Origin of the sequence: Rhodococcus sp. 06-1460-1B, assembly GCF_002258475.1 — a bacterium.
Taxonomy (GTDB): Bacteria; Actinomycetota; Actinomycetes; order Mycobacteriales; family Mycobacteriaceae; genus Rhodococcoides; species Rhodococcoides fascians.
The window spans coordinates 126750-142269 of sequence record NZ_NOYS01000019.1 but is presented as its reverse complement, the minus strand read 5'-3'; the positions used below and the strand labels follow the sequence as shown (position 1 = coordinate 142269).

At 64.0% G+C, this 15520-nt stretch carries 16 protein-coding genes; 11 read left to right on the top strand and 5 right to left on the bottom strand.

Annotation, left to right across the window (positions count from 1 at the left end; genetic code table 11):
• The first annotated feature begins 139 nt into the window (after nucleotides 1-139).
• The 4 genes from CH268_RS08800 to CH268_RS08785 all read left to right on the top strand — a co-directional run bounded on the left by CH268_RS08800 (nucleotide 140) and on the right by CH268_RS08785 (nucleotide 4353).
• Entirely contained in the window at nucleotides 140-811 is a 672-nt protein-coding gene (locus CH268_RS08800; protein WP_027495581.1) for a response regulator, read from the top strand.
• A complete protein-coding gene (locus tag CH268_RS08795) occupies nucleotides 804-2510 on the top strand; it encodes a GAF domain-containing sensor histidine kinase (protein WP_094663380.1) in 1707 nt (568 codons plus the stop codon). Before CH268_RS08800 ends, CH268_RS08795 begins: the two co-directional genes overlap by 8 nt.
• Nucleotides 2511-2629: 119 nt before the next feature.
• Nucleotides 2630-3472 carry a universal stress protein gene (locus CH268_RS08790; protein ID WP_141215106.1) on the top strand — a complete coding sequence of 281 codons (843 nt, stop codon included), beginning with the start codon at nucleotides 2630-2632 and terminating at the stop codon, nucleotides 3470-3472.
• Nucleotides 3469-4353, top strand: coding sequence for a universal stress protein (locus tag CH268_RS08785; RefSeq protein ID WP_053068679.1), 885 nt, complete (start codon nucleotides 3469-3471; stop codon nucleotides 4351-4353). Before CH268_RS08790 ends, CH268_RS08785 begins: the two co-directional genes overlap by 4 nt.
• 11 nt (nucleotides 4354-4364) lie before the next feature.
• On the opposite strand, the gene CH268_RS08780 is transcribed toward CH268_RS08785, so the two are convergent.
• Nucleotides 4365-6755: a phosphoketolase family protein gene (locus CH268_RS08780; protein ID WP_094663376.1), complete on the bottom strand. Its 2391-nt coding sequence runs from the start codon at nucleotides 6753-6755 to the stop codon at nucleotides 4365-4367.
• Entirely contained in the window at nucleotides 6752-7630 is an 879-nt protein-coding gene (locus tag CH268_RS08775) for a universal stress protein (protein ID WP_094663810.1), read from the bottom strand. Before CH268_RS08775 ends, CH268_RS08780 begins: the two co-directional genes overlap by 4 nt.
• 150 nt (nucleotides 7631-7780) lie before the next feature.
• Here CH268_RS08775 and CH268_RS08770 point away from each other — a divergent pair, with 150 nt between their 5' ends.
• From CH268_RS08770 to CH268_RS08760, 3 genes are all read left to right on the top strand, one after another.
• A complete protein-coding gene (locus CH268_RS08770; protein ID WP_094663374.1) occupies nucleotides 7781-8176 on the top strand; it encodes a DUF6153 family protein in 396 nt (131 codons plus the stop codon).
• Nucleotides 8177-8258: 82 nt separating this feature from the next.
• Nucleotides 8259-8882 carry a DUF305 domain-containing protein gene (locus tag CH268_RS08765; RefSeq protein WP_094663372.1) on the top strand — a complete coding sequence of 208 codons (624 nt, stop codon included), beginning with the start codon at nucleotides 8259-8261 and terminating at the stop codon, nucleotides 8880-8882.
• 141 nt (nucleotides 8883-9023) lie between these two features.
• On the top strand, nucleotides 9024-10331 hold the full coding sequence (locus tag CH268_RS08760; protein WP_094663370.1) for an NAD(P)/FAD-dependent oxidoreductase: 1308 nt from the start codon (nucleotides 9024-9026) through the stop codon (nucleotides 10329-10331).
• Nucleotides 10332-10424: 93 nt separating this feature from the next.
• Here CH268_RS08760 and CH268_RS08755 read toward each other — a convergent pair whose 3' ends face one another.
• Complete coding sequence (locus CH268_RS08755) at nucleotides 10425-10823, bottom strand: hypothetical protein (protein ID WP_032400384.1); 399 nt, start codon at nucleotides 10821-10823, stop codon at nucleotides 10425-10427.
• Between the two features lie 118 nt (nucleotides 10824-10941).
• Here CH268_RS08755 and CH268_RS08750 point away from each other — a divergent pair, with 118 nt between their 5' ends.
• The 3 genes from CH268_RS08750 to CH268_RS08740 all read left to right on the top strand — a co-directional run bounded on the left by CH268_RS08750 (nucleotide 10942) and on the right by CH268_RS08740 (nucleotide 12793).
• Nucleotides 10942-11250, top strand: coding sequence for a hypothetical protein (locus tag CH268_RS08750; protein ID WP_141215105.1), 309 nt, complete (start codon nucleotides 10942-10944; stop codon nucleotides 11248-11250).
• A 177-nt stretch (nucleotides 11251-11427) separates the two neighbouring features.
• Nucleotides 11428-12393, top strand: a complete 966-nt coding sequence (locus CH268_RS08745) for an alpha/beta hydrolase (protein WP_205914390.1) — start codon at nucleotides 11428-11430, stop codon at nucleotides 12391-12393.
• A 103-nt stretch (nucleotides 12394-12496) separates the two neighbouring features.
• Nucleotides 12497-12793 carry a hypothetical protein gene (locus CH268_RS08740; protein ID WP_027495602.1) on the top strand — a complete coding sequence of 99 codons (297 nt, stop codon included), beginning with the start codon at nucleotides 12497-12499 and terminating at the stop codon, nucleotides 12791-12793.
• 52 nt (nucleotides 12794-12845) lie between these two features.
• On the opposite strand, the gene CH268_RS28540 is transcribed toward CH268_RS08740, so the two are convergent.
• Nucleotides 12846-13436 carry a CsbD family protein gene (locus CH268_RS28540; RefSeq protein ID WP_094663368.1) on the bottom strand — a complete coding sequence of 197 codons (591 nt, stop codon included), beginning with the start codon at nucleotides 13434-13436 and terminating at the stop codon, nucleotides 12846-12848.
• A 166-nt stretch (nucleotides 13437-13602) separates the two neighbouring features.
• Nucleotides 13603-13764, bottom strand: coding sequence for a hypothetical protein (locus CH268_RS27820; protein WP_155288534.1), 162 nt, complete (start codon nucleotides 13762-13764; stop codon nucleotides 13603-13605).
• A gap of 196 nt (nucleotides 13765-13960) precedes the next feature.
• Between CH268_RS27820 and CH268_RS08730 the strand changes: the two genes are divergently transcribed.
• Nucleotides 13961-15517: a flavin-containing monooxygenase gene (locus tag CH268_RS08730; protein WP_048317530.1), complete on the top strand. Its 1557-nt coding sequence runs from the start codon at nucleotides 13961-13963 to the stop codon at nucleotides 15515-15517.
• Nucleotides 15518-15520 lie beyond the last annotated feature (3 nt).

The following is a 15520-nucleotide window of genomic DNA, read 5'->3' as shown; positions in this document are numbered from 1 at the left end:
GGCGCGGCAGGACAACAACACCTGGACCGAGGACTTTGGTCCTCTGTTTCCGTGACGAAAGGTCGGACCACCGCCGCCCGTCCCCCGTAGGCTCACAGGTCGAGGCGTCCGACATGGACGCAGGTAGAGGGGTGTCGACGTGGTCACGGTGTTCTTGGTGGACGATCACGAAATCGTGCGGCGCGGTCTGATCGACCTCATCGACTCCGATCCCGATCTCGAGGTCATCGGCGAGGCAGGCAGTTGCGCGCAAGCGCTGGCCCGAATTCCGGCCCTGCAGCCCGACGTCGCGGTGCTCGACGTGCGGCTACCCGACGGCAACGGCATCGAACTGTGCCGTGAGCTTCTCGATCGACTGCCGAACCTCAAGACCATGATGCTGACCTCGTTCACCGAGGACCAGGCCATGCTCGACGCGATACTCGCGGGCGCGAGCGGCTATGTCGTCAAGGACATCACCGGCATGGAACTGACCCGAGCGATCAAGGACGTCGGTTCCGGCCGGTCGCTGCTCGACAACCGTGCAGCCGCGGCGTTGATGGACAAATTGCGAGCCGGGACGGCGTCATCGGGCCCTATCGATCACCTCACGCCCCAAGAGCGCACCCTGCTGGATCTGCTGGGAGAGGGCCTGACCAACAGACAGATCGCGGCCAGGATGTTCCTGGCGGAGAAGACGGTGAAGAACTACGTGTCTCGGCTGCTCGCCAAGCTCGGGATGGAACGCCGCACCCAAGCTGCGGTGTATGCGTCGAAGCTCGCCGACGGCGATCCGCCTGCCCACCGGAAACCGGGGTCCCGGGATGGATGACCAGCACGGGGAAACCCGGTCTTCGCTACCGCAACTCCGGCTCGGGGAGCTGCTTGCCGAGGTGCAGGATCGTATCGGTCGCATCGCCGATGCGAGGATTCAAGCCGACGGTCTGCTCGACGCGATGCTCGTCATCACCTCGGGACTCGATCTGGAGGTGACGCTGCGTTCGATCGTGGAATCGGCCGTCAAGCTCGTCGACGCCCAGTACGGTGCGCTCGGCGTGCGCGGAGAAGGCCACGGATTGAGTGCGTTCATCAACTACGGCATGGACGAGGACACCCGGGTGGCCATCGGCCCGCTCCCCACCGGACGCGGGGTACTCGGACTGTTGATCGACCGACCGAAAGTGCTACGTCTGGACGATCTGACATCGCACCCGGAATCGGTGGGGTTCCCGCCCAACCATCCTCCGATGAAAACCTTTCTCGGAGTGCCGATTCGGGTTCGCGACGAGATCTTCGGCAATCTCTATCTCACCGAGAAGAAGGGCGGCAAGCAGTTCACCGAGGACGACGAAGTCGTCACCAAGGCGTTGGCGTCCGCCGCCGGCATCGCCATCGACAACTCGAGACTGTACGAGGATTCGCGGGTGCGTCAGGCGTGGATGGAGGCAACGCGGGACATCGGCACCGAGCTCCTTTCCGGGACGGACATCGACGAAGTACTGCAGATGGTGGCGCGTAAGTCGTTGCACCTGACCGGGTCCGATGCGGCGTACATCGCGGTACCCGAGGACGCAGACCAAGCCTTCGGGGATGTCACGCAACTCGTCGTCACGGTCAGTGAGGGACTCGGGGCCGATCGAATGATCGGGGCAGTCGTTCCGATCGAGGGCTCGAGCTCGGGAGTAGCCTTTCGGCGTCGAACAGCGTTGCGGAAGGAGCGACTCGACTACGGGGTCAAGGAACTGGGCTCTGCTTTCGGACCCGCAATGATTTCACCCTTCCGCGTGGCAGAGGGCGTCAGTGGAGTCCTGGTGGTTCTGCGCGCCGCGGGGCGGGGACCGTTCGACGAGACCCAACTCGAACTGGTCTCGAACTTCGCCAACCAGGCCGCGCTGGTGATGCAGATCGCGGACGCCAGCCGGCGAATGCATCAACTCGACGTGTTGTCCGACCGGGATCGTATTGCCCGTGACCTGCACGATCACGTGATTCAGAGGATCTTCGCTGCAGGATTGGCGCTGCAGAGCACTTTGCAGCGCACCGAGTCCCCGGACCTACGGCAGCGTCTGTCCAGAACGATCGACGACCTGCAGGACACGGTGCAGGACATCAGGACGACCATTTTCGACCTGCAGAGCACATCCCACTCCGCAACACGGTTGCGGCAACGTATCAACAGCGCGGTACTCGAACTCACCGAGAACGTCGATATCCGTGCCGTCGTGCGGATGTTCGGACCACTGTCGGTCGTCGACACCAAACTCGCCGATCATGCCGTTGCCGTTGTCCGCGAGACTGTCAGCAACGTCGTTCATCACGCCCAGGGCGACACTGTGACCGTTACTCTGTCGGTGGGGAACGAGCTCGAAATCGTGGTGTCCGACAACGGAATCGGTATGCCCGACAACACCACCACCAGTGGGTTGTCCAACCTGGGGACCCGCGCGGCCGAGTGCGGCGGAACCATGACCGTCTGCCCCGGTGCCTCCGGCAGCGGCACCGATGTGACGTGGGCGGTACCGCTGCCCTGACGGCTCCAGTCGTTGGTCACCTCTTTCGATGACCTCCGGCCGTTACCGCGAGTGGCGATGAGCTCGTAGCGTTTTCGGTGACGGTGCTGATCCTGCGTCGCACCACCGAGAGGAACCCGATGAACATCTCACACACCACCGGACCCGTTCTGGTCGGAATCGACGGATCGACGGCCGCGCTCGATGCAGTGCGCTTCGCAGTGCGTGAGGCGCGAGGCCGAGGAACATCACTGCGACTGGTACATGTGATCGAACCCCAGATTCAGCGTGAAACGGTATACGGGGCACCCGACGTGGACGGTGACTATGCGCGCACCGTCTTGGACCAGGCCGCGATCATAGCGAGGGCGAGCGACCCGACCGTCATCGTGGAAGCTGTTGTTCTACAGGGTGTCCCGGAAACGGTGATGCCGTCCGAAGCAGCGTCTGCGTGCCTGATCGTATTGGGTGCCAAGACCGAGAATTCGATCGCTGCACGGGTTCTCGGATCCATGGTGCGCACGGTGGTCGAATGCTCACCGAACCCCGTGGCCGTTGTGCACACCTTCGATTCCGAGCGCGACGGCGCGGTCGTCGCCGCTCTGGGAGACGCGAAGGTTTCGGCATCGGACCTCGTTGTGGCGCAGGCATTCCACGAAGCGTCGATGCGCGGGGCCACCGTGTTGGCCGTGCACACTCAGACTGTCTCGACCATTCTGGCCAGCGCCATCGGTGGTCCGGTCGACCATCTGCACCCCGAGTCAGCAATGGACGTCCGGTTGGAACCCTTCAGCGCCGACTATCCTTCGGTGCGGGTCGCGTCGGTCTACGCCGAGGCCGATGCGGGTTCGGAACTGATCGCGGTGTCCGACACTGCACAGCTGCTGGTGGTGGGGCACGAGCGCGATCGCGTGCCGGGAAGCACGTTGACGAAAGTCCTGCGGCACGCCGAATGCCCCGTCCTCGTTGTGCCGCACGCATGAGTGCCGTGAACTCGAGGGCGATCGTCGTCGGTGTCGACGGATCCGGTTCGTCACTCGACGCGGTCGGCTGGGCCGCACGCGAAGCCGAATTACGCGGAGCACCGTTGAAGCTGGTGTCCGCGTACCAAATCAGGGCCCTCTACACCAGTTTCGTCGCACTCCCGTCGCACCTCGGCTCCGAGGAGAATGCACGTGCGGATTCGATTCTGACGTCGGCATCCCTCGTCGCGCGGCGGTCGGTCGAGAAACCCGACGCGCTGACGATCATGATCGAACCGATTGTCGGACCGACTGTTCAGGCGCTGATCGATGAGTCCGCCACCGCGTCGATGATGGTGGTCGGCTCACGCGGCAACGGCGAGTACTTCGCCGAGCTGCTCGGCTCTGTGAGCACGGCGGTGGCTGTGCAGGCGCGCTGTCCGGTAGTCATCGTGCCGCGCAGCGTGGAGTTGCATTCGGCACGGGGACCGGTCGTCCTCGGGGTCGACGCCTCGGCGCACAACCAGGAGGCCGTCCGGCTGGCCTTCGAGGAGGCCTCGCTTCGGGGCACTGGCCTTGTTGCAGTCCACGTGTCGACGGACCGACTCGTCTCGTCACCCGACGCGTCGACGTCGGACAAGTCCGGGGCGATCGTGTCCAATGGCCGAACCGTGTTGGCCGAAAACCTGTCCGGGTGGAGCGAGCTGTATCCCGACGTGGTGGTGAAGCAGACAGTGCTGCGCGGCGACGTCGTCGAACGCATCCTCGGCGCGGCGGTGCGCGCAGAGGCCGTGGTGGTCGGTTCGAGCGGACGCACCGGTTTCAGTGGCCAGCTGCTCGGATCCACCGTCCGGTCACTGGCCCACCGCGTCGACTGTCCGCTGATCATCGCTCGCGGATAGCACCCGATCCGTCACGACCACCGCCATTCGCGAATCTCGGGTAGATCCTCGAAATGTTTCCGGATGTAGGCGTCGTGCCGGGTCAGTTGGTCCCGGCAGTGCTGCCGCAGTTCCTCGGCACCGGCCGGCGCCGTGTGTGCTCGGTCGAGTGCTTCGATCGCCAGGTGGTAGCGACTGATCTTGTTGAGCACCACCATGTCGAACGGTGTTGTGGTAGTGCCTTGTTCGATGAAGCCGCGGACGTGGAATCTCTGCGCGTTCGGACGGCCGTGCAGCAGCTGGTGTACCGCCCGGGGGTAGCCGTGGAAAGCGAAGACGACATCGACCGAGTCGGTGAACAGATCGGCGAACTGATCCTCCGAGAACCCGTGTGGATGATCGGCGACGGGTAGCAGCGCCATCAGGTCGATGACGTTGACCACGCGCACCTTCAGCTCGGGAGTCCAGTTACGCAACAGGTCCGCTGCAGCGAGAGTCTCCTCGGTCGGAACGTCGCCGGCGCAGGCCAGGACTATCTCGGGGTCGCCTGGTGTGTCGGTGTTCTCGGTACCGGCCCAGTCCCACCGTGAGGCACCGGCTGCTGCGTGTGCGCGAGCCTCGGTGAGCGTCAGATACTGGGGATGGCTCTGTTTGTCGACCACCAGCACGTTGACGTGTCCGCGGCTGCGAAAGCAGTGGTCGGCAACGGCGAGAAGAGTATTGGAGTCCGGTGGCAGCCACACACGCACCACATCCGGTGCCAGAGGAATCACCGCGTCGATCAGTCCGGGCCCCTGATGACTGAACCCGTTGTGGTCGTTGCGCCAGCACGTACTGGTGAGCAGCACGTTCAACGAGGCGACGGGTGCTCGCCAGGCCAGAGTGGCCGCATGCTGCAGCCACTTGGTGTGCTGAATCAGCATCGACACGCTCACCATCGCGAAAGCCTCGTAGCTCGCGAACAATCCGTGTCGGCCCGACAACAGGTACGCCTCGAGCCAGCCCTCACACAGATGCTCACTGAGCACCTCCATGACGCGGCCGTCGGCGGCCAGGTTGTCGTCGAACTCGGTGGTCGGCAGCTGCCAGCATCGGTCGGTGGCCTCGAACACGGCCTGCAGACGGTTGCTGGCGGTCTCGTCGGGGCAGAACAGGCGGAACGTGCCACCGCCGTCGGGTCGTGCGTTGTCGAGGTAGATATCCCGCATCATCTCCCCGAGTACGGTGGTCGTCTCGTGCGAGATGCGTCCCGGGGAGTCGATCGTCAGAGCGTAGTTCTCGAGCGCACGAATGACCAAGGGCTGCAACAGCACACCGCCGTTGGCGTGGGGAGTGGCCCCGAGCCTCTTGTCGCCCGTCGGAGTGAGTTCACGGATGTGCGCCGCGGGTACGCCGTTGTCGTCGAAGAGTGATCCTGGATCGTAGGAGAGCAACCACTGCTCGAGCTGCGCCAGATGCGACGGGTTCTCGCGGACGCCGGACAGCGGGACCTGGTGGGCCCAGTGCGTTCCCTCGATCAGCTTGCCGTCGACCTCGTGTGGCCCGGTCCAGCCCTTCGGGGTACGCAAGACGATTGCAGGCCATGCACTTCCGTGGTGCGACTCGCCGCCGCGGGCCGCACGCTGGATTCTCCTAATATCGTCGTGGGCGCGGATTAGAGCGAACTGCAAGGCCGGGAACACCTCTCGCGGATCGTCGCCCTCGACGAAGATCGGTGCCCAACCCTGACCGCCGAGGTAGTCGGCAATCGCTTGATCGGTGCTGCGCCCGAGCACTGTCGGGCCGGAGATCTTGGCGTCGTTGAGATGAAGAATGGGCAGCACTGCGCCGTCACGAACCGGGTTCAGGAACGCCGGGATCTTCCATGAACCCGACAGCGGGCCGGTTTCGGCCTCCCCGTCGCCGACGACACAGGCGACCACCAGATCGGGGTTGTCGAACGCCGTGCCCGCTGCGTGGATCAGGGCATACCCCAGCTCGCCACCCTCGTGGATACTGCCGGGGGTCTGCACGCTCACATGGCTCGGAATGCCACCGGGAGTGGAGAATTGGCGACACAGACGACGCACACCGTCGCTGTCGAGCGAGATGTCGGGATAGATCTCGCTGTACGTGCCTTCGAGATAGGTGTTCGCGACCAACGCCGGGCCACCATGACCGGGACCGGTGACATACAGCCAATCCGAACCGGTTCGGCAGATGAGGCGATTGAGCAGCGTGTAGATCATCGACAGACCGGGGCTGGTGCCCCAGTGCCCGAGCAATCGGGGCTTGATGTGTTCCACCGTCAGTGGTTGCCGTAGCAATACGTTGTCCTGCAGGTAGATCTGGGCAACCGTCAGGTAGTTCGCGGCAGCCCAGTAGCGCAGATCGGCGTCGAGTTCATCGGAGCTGTAGGCGGTCTCGGTGGTGGACGCGGTCATCGGTTCGTGGGTACGACAACGACGGGGACATCGACCGAATGCAGCACTGCGCGGGAGGTCGATCCGAGCAGCATCGAGGCGAAGCCGCCCCGGCCGCGGCTGCCGACCACGATCAGCTGCGCGCTCTCGGAGGCGCGGACCAGTTCGCGAACGGGTCTGTCCTGAACCACCACCCGGCGGATGGTGACGTCGGGGTAGTCCTCCGACCACCCGGCCAGGCTCTCGGCCAGCGAAGTCTTCTCTGCCAGTTCGGAGTCGGCCCACGGACCTTCTTCGTCGCGGGTCAGCACGCTCCCGAGCTCGAGGTCGCTCCACGCGTGTACGGCAACGAGGTCGACACCTCGCATCGACGCCTCGCGCAACGCGAATCCGATGGCCGGCTGGCTGTTGGACGTGCAATCCACACCCACGACCACCGGCCCGTCGCTGACCGTGTTCGACTTGATCACTGCAACAGGGCACTTGGCGTGTGACACGACAGCGGTACTGACCGACCCGACCAATCCGCCAGTGAACTCACCGAGGCCCCTCGAACCGACGACGATCAAGGCGGGTGCGACGTCGAAGTGCGTCAGATTGCTTGCAGCCGAGCCATGTTCGAGACGAGTGTCGAGAATCAGCGAATTGCCTGCCGCGGTCTTGTGCGCAACGTCGACCGCAGCGGTCAGGACCCGCTTGGCCTCGACGTCCGGATCTGCGAACGCGCCGATCCGGAGGCTGATGGCATCGCCGTAGGTTCCCGGTGCGAACAGTGACGACGTGACCAACTCGAGCGGGGCGTGGCGTCGTATCGCCTCGCGCGTTGCCCAACGGACCGCGTCGAGCGATGTGGCAGATCCGTCGACTCCGACGACGACCCGACTCGATGCATTCATGTTGTATTCCCGTTCGTTGACTGTCGTGTTCAGGTACACCTCGAGCATGGCCGGTTCGCTGGAGTGCAGACAGAGTCGGAAGTCACTCGGCTCGAGCCGGAATGCCCTGACCGCTACCCCTGGGGGGTATGTCTTGCTATCGTCGGTGACATGCATTCAGTGATCCGACGCCGTCGTCCGGGCTTTGCCTCGGCGACCGGATTGCTGATCGCGCTGACGATCCTCGGGGTACTGCTGATGCATTCGGTGGCACCGACCACGTCGGCACAAAGCGAGCATGCGGCCATGGCGTCGGCGACCCACCACGAGGACCCGGTTCAGGTGGCAGTCGGTGAGCACGACTGCCCGTCGGCACATCAGATGATGCATCCGTGCGCGGGAACCACCGTGTCGTGGGCTGCGCTGTCGGTCCCGGCGACGAGCGTCGATGTCGCCCACCCGGTCATGTCGGAGGACGGCATCGGTGGGCGCGTCCATTCCATATCGGAGCGTGCGCCGCCGTGGACTCTGTGGGAGTTGGACAGATCGGTGACCTTGCGAGTGTGACGGGGAGCCCGGTGGACGCACGACCACCGGCGGATCGACATACCTAGATCCCTGTATTGCACACTCGTTCAAGGAGATTCACATGCGTACAACACTCGTCGCTTCGCTGGCTGCCGCCACCGTGAGCGCATTCCTCGTCGCCGGCTGCAGCAGTGACACCACGTCGGATTCGTCGACGACGACTACCTCATCGGCTTCCGTTCAGGATTCGGCATCGGCATCGGCATCGGCATCGGCGGAGTTCAACGACGCCGACGTCATGTTCGCGCGGATGATGTACCCGCACCACGCGCAGGCGGTCGACATGGCTGACATGGTCCGAGATCGCACCGACAATCCGGACGTCGTGGCATTGGCGTCGGCGATCCAAGCCGCGCAGCAACCGGAAATGGACCGGATGACGGCCTGGCTCGCCGAATGGGGTCAGCCCGCACCCCCGTCGGACATGGGCGAGATGAGCGGAATGGACCACAGCTCGGGTATGGGCATGATGTCCCAGCAGGACATGGACGCCCTGAACGGTCTGTCGGGTCCGGAGTTCGACCGTCAGTGGCTGACGATGATGATCGAGCATCACGAGGGCGCGATCGAGATGGCGAACAACGAGATTGCGGACGGCTCGAACCCCGACGCGCAGGAGATGGCTCGCACGATCGTGGCCACGCAACAGCAGGAAATCGACACGATGCAGCGGATGCTCGGCTGATCCGTTGTCGGTACGTTGCCGGGCCGCACCCCAGACCGGGGCGCGGCCCGGCGGGGGACGACTACACGCCGTTGCCCTCGAGTACGCTGTGACGCGCGAGGAATTGTGTTCTGCGGGTCGGATCGAGGGAGAGTATCGACGATGTCACGTCCACGGGTCCTGGTCCTCGGCGGCGGCTTCGGCGGGTTGTATGCAACCCGCCGGCTGCACGGTTCGGATGTCGACATCACCGTTCTCGAACGAGGCACCTCTCATGTCTTTCAGCCGCTGCTCTATCAGTGCGCAACCGGCCTTCTCTCCGAAGGCTCGATCGCCAGCCCGTTGCGTCACCTGTTGCGCAAGCAGAAGAACGTGAAGGTGGCTCTCGGTGAAGCGACCTCGGTGACAACCGTGGGCGATGGCGGAGTGGTGACGGCGAGCCGCTTCGACGGGTCGACGTTCGAGTTGCCGTACGACTACCTCGTGGTTGCCGTCGGAATGCAGCAGGCGTATCACGGCCACGACGAATACGTGCAGTGGGCACCGGGCATGAAGACCCTCGACGACGCCTTGGCGATCAGGCGAAAACTGATCTCGGCATTCGAGATGGCCGAGTCCCTGCCCACCCCCGAAGAGCGTCGCCCCTGGCTCACCTTCGCCGTCGCCGGTGGAGGGCCCACCGGAGTCGAATTGGCCGGGCAGATACGGGAACTCGCCACCCGGGCGCTGGCGAAGGAATTCGATTCGATCCACCCGTCCGAAGCGCGCGTTCTGCTGTTCCACGGCGGTGACCGAGTGCTCGAATCGTTCCCCGACTCCCTGACGAAGAAGGCTCAGCGCACCCTCGACACGGTCGGAGTCGAAACGCATCTCGGCGTTCACGTCACCGACGTCACGGCCACCGACGTCGAGGTGACGGCCAAGGCCGAACCGAAGACCGTCACACGCCACGACACTCGCACCGTGCTGTGGACCGCAGGCGTCGAAGCGGTTCCGTTCGTGAAGAATCTGGCCGACGCCCTGGGCGTCGAGCACGACAGGTCCGGACGGATCGCCGTGCAGCCCGACCTGTCCGTGCCGGGTCACCGCAACGTGTTCGTCGTCGGCGACATCATGGCGTTGAACGGTCTGGCCGGTGTCGCCGAAGTGGCGATGCAGGGTGGACGTGCAGCGGGCGCAGCAATCGCAGCAGATGTATCCGGTTCTGCGCGTTCGGATTTCAAGTATCGAGACCTGGGCACTGCCGCCTACATCGCCCGCGGGCACGCACTGGTGCAGGCCGGGCCGCTGAAGATGTCGGGATTCCTGGGCTGGGTGTCGTGGGGCGTCATCCACATCGCATTCCTGGCCGGTAAACGCAACCGAGCCGGGACGCTGATCAACTGGGGTGCAACACTTCTCAGCGGAACACGACGTGAACGGGCAATCACCTACGGCGACCCGGAAACGGCGCGCAAACCGTACAACTGACCTGAGCGCCCACTATTTTCACCCTCGTACGGAATCCCGCTTTCGAGGGCGAATTGTGGACACTCAGATCAGTTGCCGGCGGTGTCGACAGGGTCAGCCGATGCCGGGGATGTAGCCGGGGTAGACGAAGTGCCGTGGACCGCCGCCCGGGAGCAAGTGGCCCGTCGAACCCGGGTAGTCCATACTCAGCGGAATGAGCTTGTGCGGGTTGCCGTTCGAGTCGGCCTGCCAGCACTCCAGCAGTACGCCATGGAATCCGGTGCAGACGATGCGAGTGCTGTTGCCGTAGGGCGAGGTCAGTCGATTCTCGCTGACGAAGGGATTCCAGTAGTCCGGGTCCTGAGGAGTGAGGAACACTCCGGTGACGTCCTGTGGAGCCGTCGGGCTCGGGTACGGCGGCGCGACGGGCCATTCGTCGGCGTCGGCGGTACCGACTCCGAGTGCGGCGGCACCTGCGACGACAGCAACCGTGACGGCGATACGACGAAACATGGCGCACTCCTGACGTTGGGTTCGCGTCGAATAGACCACACATGGCCGTCGATTGGGAAGCCCTCTACTGCCCATCGGAGACGACTCGATCAATACCGTTGGGACTGTGTTCTATTGCGTGCTGCACCCCATCGCTGTCGGATTGCTTCTCGGATCGGCACGAGCGACGCGCACGGTGGCGTCGACCATCGGTCCGCTCGTGCCGTTCGCGCTGACGCTGTTCTCGGTGTCGGCGCCCGTGCCGCCGCGGGTGTTCGGTTGGGTGGACGGGACATCCGACGTCTATGTGCCGCCCATTGTCTGGTTGAATTCGCCACTTCCCGTCGGCGTTGTCGTGGCGGTGATCGTCATCCTGGTGTGTCTCGTCCTCGGTTCGAGGGCCGAGCGCGAGCATCACGATCGCGTCTCGGATTCGTCCGGTCCATAACGCTCGGGACGTTTGCTCGAGGTAACGTCACCTCATCTTCGGCCGATGTAGAAACTCGACCGGTGTAACTCGACGAAAAGGTGAAACAGCGTGCCACGATCTCGACGACACGGCTTCCAGCGATTCGGTTCGGCTGCGGCCGTCGCCCTCGCAGTGGCGATTCTTCCGACCGCGCTGATGACGCCCGTCGCGTCCGCGGACGAACTGCCCGCCGCAACGACTCAGTCGAGCAACGGCTCGCGAATCGAATCGGTGAACACCCTCGACGGTCGACAGGTTCAGCTCCAGGTGTACTCCGCGTCGATGAACCGCACCATTCCGGTCACGGTGCAGCGCCCCGCCGACGAGAGCGTGTCGCGTCCGGTGCTGTACCTGCTCAACGGTGCAGGTGGCGGCGAGGATGCCGCATCGTGGCAGTCGCAGACCGATGCCGAGGCCTTCCTGTCGGACAAGAACGCCTACATCGTGACTCCGCAGAAGGGCAAGTGGTCCTACTACACCGACTGGCTGCAGGACGATCCGAAGCTCGGCAGCAACAAGTGGAGCACCTTCCTCGGTGAAGAACTGCCTCCGCTGATCGACGCCCAGTTCGACACCAACGGTCGCCAGTCGCTGGCAGCGTTGTCCATGACGGGCACATCGGTCCTCAACATCGCGATCAAGTACCCGGGCAAGTTCACCGGCGTCGCGGCCTACAGCGGTTGCGCGCAGACCTCGGACCCCATCGGTCAGCAGTTCGTCAAGCTCGTCGTCGAGACGTACGGCGGCGGAAACGTCGAGAACATGTGGGGCCCGCTCGACGGCCCCGTGTGGCGCGAGAACGATCCGCTGCTCAACGCCGAGAAGCTGCGCGGCACCCAGATCTACATGAGCACCGGCAGCGGACTGCCCGGCATCCCGAACGACACCTTCGCCAACCCGCGCCTGAAGAACGACCCGGCGACGCTCGCCAACCAGGTCATCGTCGGCGGCGGCATCGAGCTGGCCACCAACTTCTGCACGTCCAACCTGGCCAAGCGTCTCGACCAGCTGGGAATCCCGGCAACTGTCGACTTCCGTCCGGTCGGCAACCACTCCTGGGGCTACTGGCAGGACGACTTGCACAAGTCCTGGCCGTTCCTGGCAGGATCGCTCGGCATCTGATTCATCCTGATCGAAGACGGCCATCCGCACCTCGTGTGCGGGTGGCCGTTTCTCGTTGCGGGGATGGGTAGGACTGCATTCGAATCGAACGTATGATCGAACGATGGCACGACGCGCTCAACCTCGACCCGCGTCTGCCGTGCGTCCGTTCAAGATGCTCAGACCACCACTCAAGGTGTGGATCGATCTGAACGTCCTGTATCCGCTACCGCCACATCACGCGTCGAAGTTCAATCCGGAAGGCTTCGATGTTCGACGCGTGGTCCCGGGGGATCTGGTCGAATGGTCCATCACCGTCGACGGCGATTGGTTGGGTCGCGTCACGTACGAACTGATGTCGCGAGACCGGAGCGAAACCGTCACACACTGGGTGCCCAGCCGGGCGCTGAAACCGCTGTAGAACGAGCGAAAGCCCCGCCTGAAAACGAGGCGGGGCTTTCGGGTGATCACCTTCAGAAGCTGTGCTTACGCGCCTTCTTGGCGAGCTTGCGGGTGGTGCGCTTCGACGGAACGAACAGGTGTGCAGCGCTGCGTCGACGGTTGCGGCGACGGATCAGCACGAATGCGACGGCACCGGCGGCGGCTGCGATGGCGGCGATGATCGGAGTGCCGACCTTCGCGGCCTCGGCCACATCCTCGCTGTCGATGTTGCGGACCGTGGTCTTCACGTCGTCGGCGACGGCGGCGGCCTTCTCGGCTGCCTTGTCGGCGACCTGGGAGGCCTTCTCCTTCACGTCGTCGACGTCGACGTTCTCGACCTTGTCCTGGACGGCGCTCTTGACGTCTGCGGCGGTGTCGGCTGCCTTGTCGGCAACGTCTGCAGCTGCGTGCTTGGCCTGCTTGGCAGCGCCGGCCGCGGAGTCGGCAACGCTCTCGGCGGCGTCGGAAACCTTGTCGGCAGCCTGCTGAGTGTTGGCCTTGGCCTGGTCGGTGGCCCCTTCGGCGCGAAGGCTGTCGTCACCGGTGGCCTCACCGGCCTTCTCCTTCGCAGTCCCGGCCAGTTCTTCTGCCTTGTGCTGAGCCTTGTCGATGAAGTCGGCCATCGGTATCCCTCTTTCGTGTAGGTCGTCTCCGGAATCCGGAGCGGTGACGTCGCGGACGACGCCGGTAAGTATGAGTCGAACTCGACGGTCCGAAACATACGTCCGACTACGGTGTTTCGGGTCACTACGACGAGTAGCCGTATTTGTGCTGCTCGGCGGGCTGCGACTACTTCGTCGAACGCGGCCACCACGTTCTACGGCGTGCGCGCGCCGCACGCGCTGAGTAGGCCGTCGACAACGAGCGCCGGTCGAAGTCCAGTCCCGATCCTCTCGACGTGAGCAGGATCAGCGCGATGACTCCCGCAGCCCCGACCGCCACGGGAGTCATCGGCTACTGGTTCCGGTTGCGTTGGGTGTACACCCAGCGAAGAGAGTGCGGTCCATGACAGCTCCTGTCTGTGTTGTCACGAAGGCTGCCATTGACACCGCCACCAGTCAATGGCACATTATTTGATGTTAGTCGCGGTGTCGCTGCTCGGTCGGCGTCCGGGCGATGGTGTTCGGTGAGACAGCGAGGCGCGTCGATGAATGCAGATACCTGGCCCGAGGTCGACGGTTCGACCCACGACAACTTCAGGGACGTGCTCATCATCGGTGCGGGAATCTCGGGAGTCGGAGCCGCGTATCGACTGCAGGAGATGGCACCGGAGCTCAGCTACGCGATCCTCGAAGGGCGCGAGCGAGCAGGCGGTACCTGGGACCTGTTCCGGTACCCGGGAATTCGTTCGGACAGCGACATCTTCACGTTCTCGTTTCCGCACACGCCGTGGCAGGGAAACACCCTGCTTGCCCATGGCGAAGACATTCGCAACTACATCGTCGATACCGCTCACACCAACGGCATAGACGAGCACACGCACTTCTCGACCTCCGTCGTTGCGGCGAACTGGGATTCGTCGACCGACCTGTGGACCGTCGACACGCTGTCCGACGGCGTTCCGCGGACGTATCGAAGTCGATTCGTGTTCTTGTGTACCGGCTACTTCGACTACTCGGGTGGGTACACCCCTGACCTTCCCGGGATGGAGAAGTTCACCGGGCAGGTGGTGCACCCCCAGCAGTGGCCGGAAGATCTCGACCACACCGGCAAGCGCGTCGTCGTGATCGGAAGTGGCGCGACCGCAATTACTTTGGTGCCTTCGCTTGCGGTCGATGCTGCGTCGGTGACGATGCTGCAGCGTTCACCCACGTACATTGCGTCCCTGCCGATGACCGATCCGTTCACTACACTCGCTCAGCGTGTGCTGCCGGACTCCCTCGCGCACACTGCACTGCGGTGGCGCAATGCGCTGTTGATGGTCGGCTCGTATCAGCTGTGTCGACGTGCGCCGAAGACGGCCCGCAGGGTGTTCCGAGCGATGACGAAGGCGCAGCTTCCGCGTGGATACGATGTCGACAAGCACTTCAAGCCGACGTATGCCCCGTGGGACCAGCGGCTGTGCGTCGTGCCGGACGGCGATCTCTTCAAGGCCATTCGCTCCGGCCGCGCGACCGTGGTGACCGACCGGATAGCCGAGATCACCGCCGACGGGATCCGGTTGGAATCCGGTGACGAGATCCCCGCCGACATCATCGTCACCGCAACCGGATTGAAGCTCCAGGCGTTCGGGGGTATCGAATTGTCTCTGGACGGTGAGCGGCTCGAAGTGCACGACAAGTTCGTCTACAAGGGTCACATGCTCGAGGACGTACCCAACGTTGCATGGTCCATCGGGTACACGAATGCATCGTGGACGCTCAAGGCCGACATGACGGCGCAGGCAGTAGCAAAACTGTTGGTGTACATGCGGTCTCACGGCTACACCCATGCAATCCCGGACCGGCAGGGCAAGGCCGTCGACTCTCGTCCGGTCGTCGACCTCGCCTCCGGATACGTCACGCGTTCCCTGAACGAGCTACCCAAATCAGGGACCGAACGTCCCTGGTCGGTGCGGCAGAACTACATTCTCGACAGGATCGACGCACGATTCGACGATCTGACGGAATCGATGACATTCGGCCGAGCCGACAACGCACGTGTGGCGGGGGCGGATATCGCGCCCGTATACCGCATCTGGCCGAGAAAGGTCGGCACGCAGTGACTT

Excerpts from the sequence above, each read along its gene's own strand:
- CH268_RS08785 (WP_053068679.1), top strand. The coding sequence starts at position 3,469 with ATGAGTGCCGTGAACTCGAGGGCGATCGTCGTCGGTGTCGACGGATCC.
- CH268_RS08755 (WP_032400384.1), bottom strand. The coding sequence starts at position 10,823 with ATGTTTCGTCGTATCGCCGTCACGGTTGCTGTCGTCGCAGGTGCCGCC.
- CH268_RS08740 (WP_027495602.1), top strand. The coding sequence starts at position 12,497 with ATGGCACGACGCGCTCAACCTCGACCCGCGTCTGCCGTGCGTCCGTTC.
- CH268_RS08730 (WP_048317530.1), top strand. The coding sequence starts at position 13,961 with ATGAATGCAGATACCTGGCCCGAGGTCGACGGTTCGACCCACGACAAC.
- CH268_RS08770 (WP_094663374.1), top strand. The coding sequence starts at position 7,781 with ATGCATTCAGTGATCCGACGCCGTCGTCCGGGCTTTGCCTCGGCGACC.
- CH268_RS27820 (WP_155288534.1), bottom strand. The coding sequence starts at position 13,764 with ATGACTCCCGTGGCGGTCGGGGCTGCGGGAGTCATCGCGCTGATCCTG.
- CH268_RS08795 (WP_094663380.1), top strand. The coding sequence starts at position 804 with ATGGATGACCAGCACGGGGAAACCCGGTCTTCGCTACCGCAACTCCGG.
- CH268_RS08790 (WP_141215106.1), top strand. The coding sequence starts at position 2,630 with ATGAACATCTCACACACCACCGGACCCGTTCTGGTCGGAATCGACGGA.
- CH268_RS08745 (WP_205914390.1), top strand. The coding sequence starts at position 11,428 with ATGACGCCCGTCGCGTCCGCGGACGAACTGCCCGCCGCAACGACTCAG.
- CH268_RS08760 (WP_094663370.1), top strand. The coding sequence starts at position 9,024 with ATGTCACGTCCACGGGTCCTGGTCCTCGGCGGCGGCTTCGGCGGGTTG.
- CH268_RS08765 (WP_094663372.1), top strand. The coding sequence starts at position 8,259 with ATGCGTACAACACTCGTCGCTTCGCTGGCTGCCGCCACCGTGAGCGCA.
- CH268_RS28540 (WP_094663368.1), bottom strand. The coding sequence starts at position 13,436 with ATGGCCGACTTCATCGACAAGGCTCAGCACAAGGCAGAAGAACTGGCC.
- CH268_RS08775 (WP_094663810.1), bottom strand. The coding sequence starts at position 7,630 with ATGAATGCATCGAGTCGGGTCGTCGTCGGAGTCGACGGATCTGCCACA.
- CH268_RS08780 (WP_094663376.1), bottom strand. The coding sequence starts at position 6,755 with ATGACCGCGTCCACCACCGAGACCGCCTACAGCTCCGATGAACTCGAC.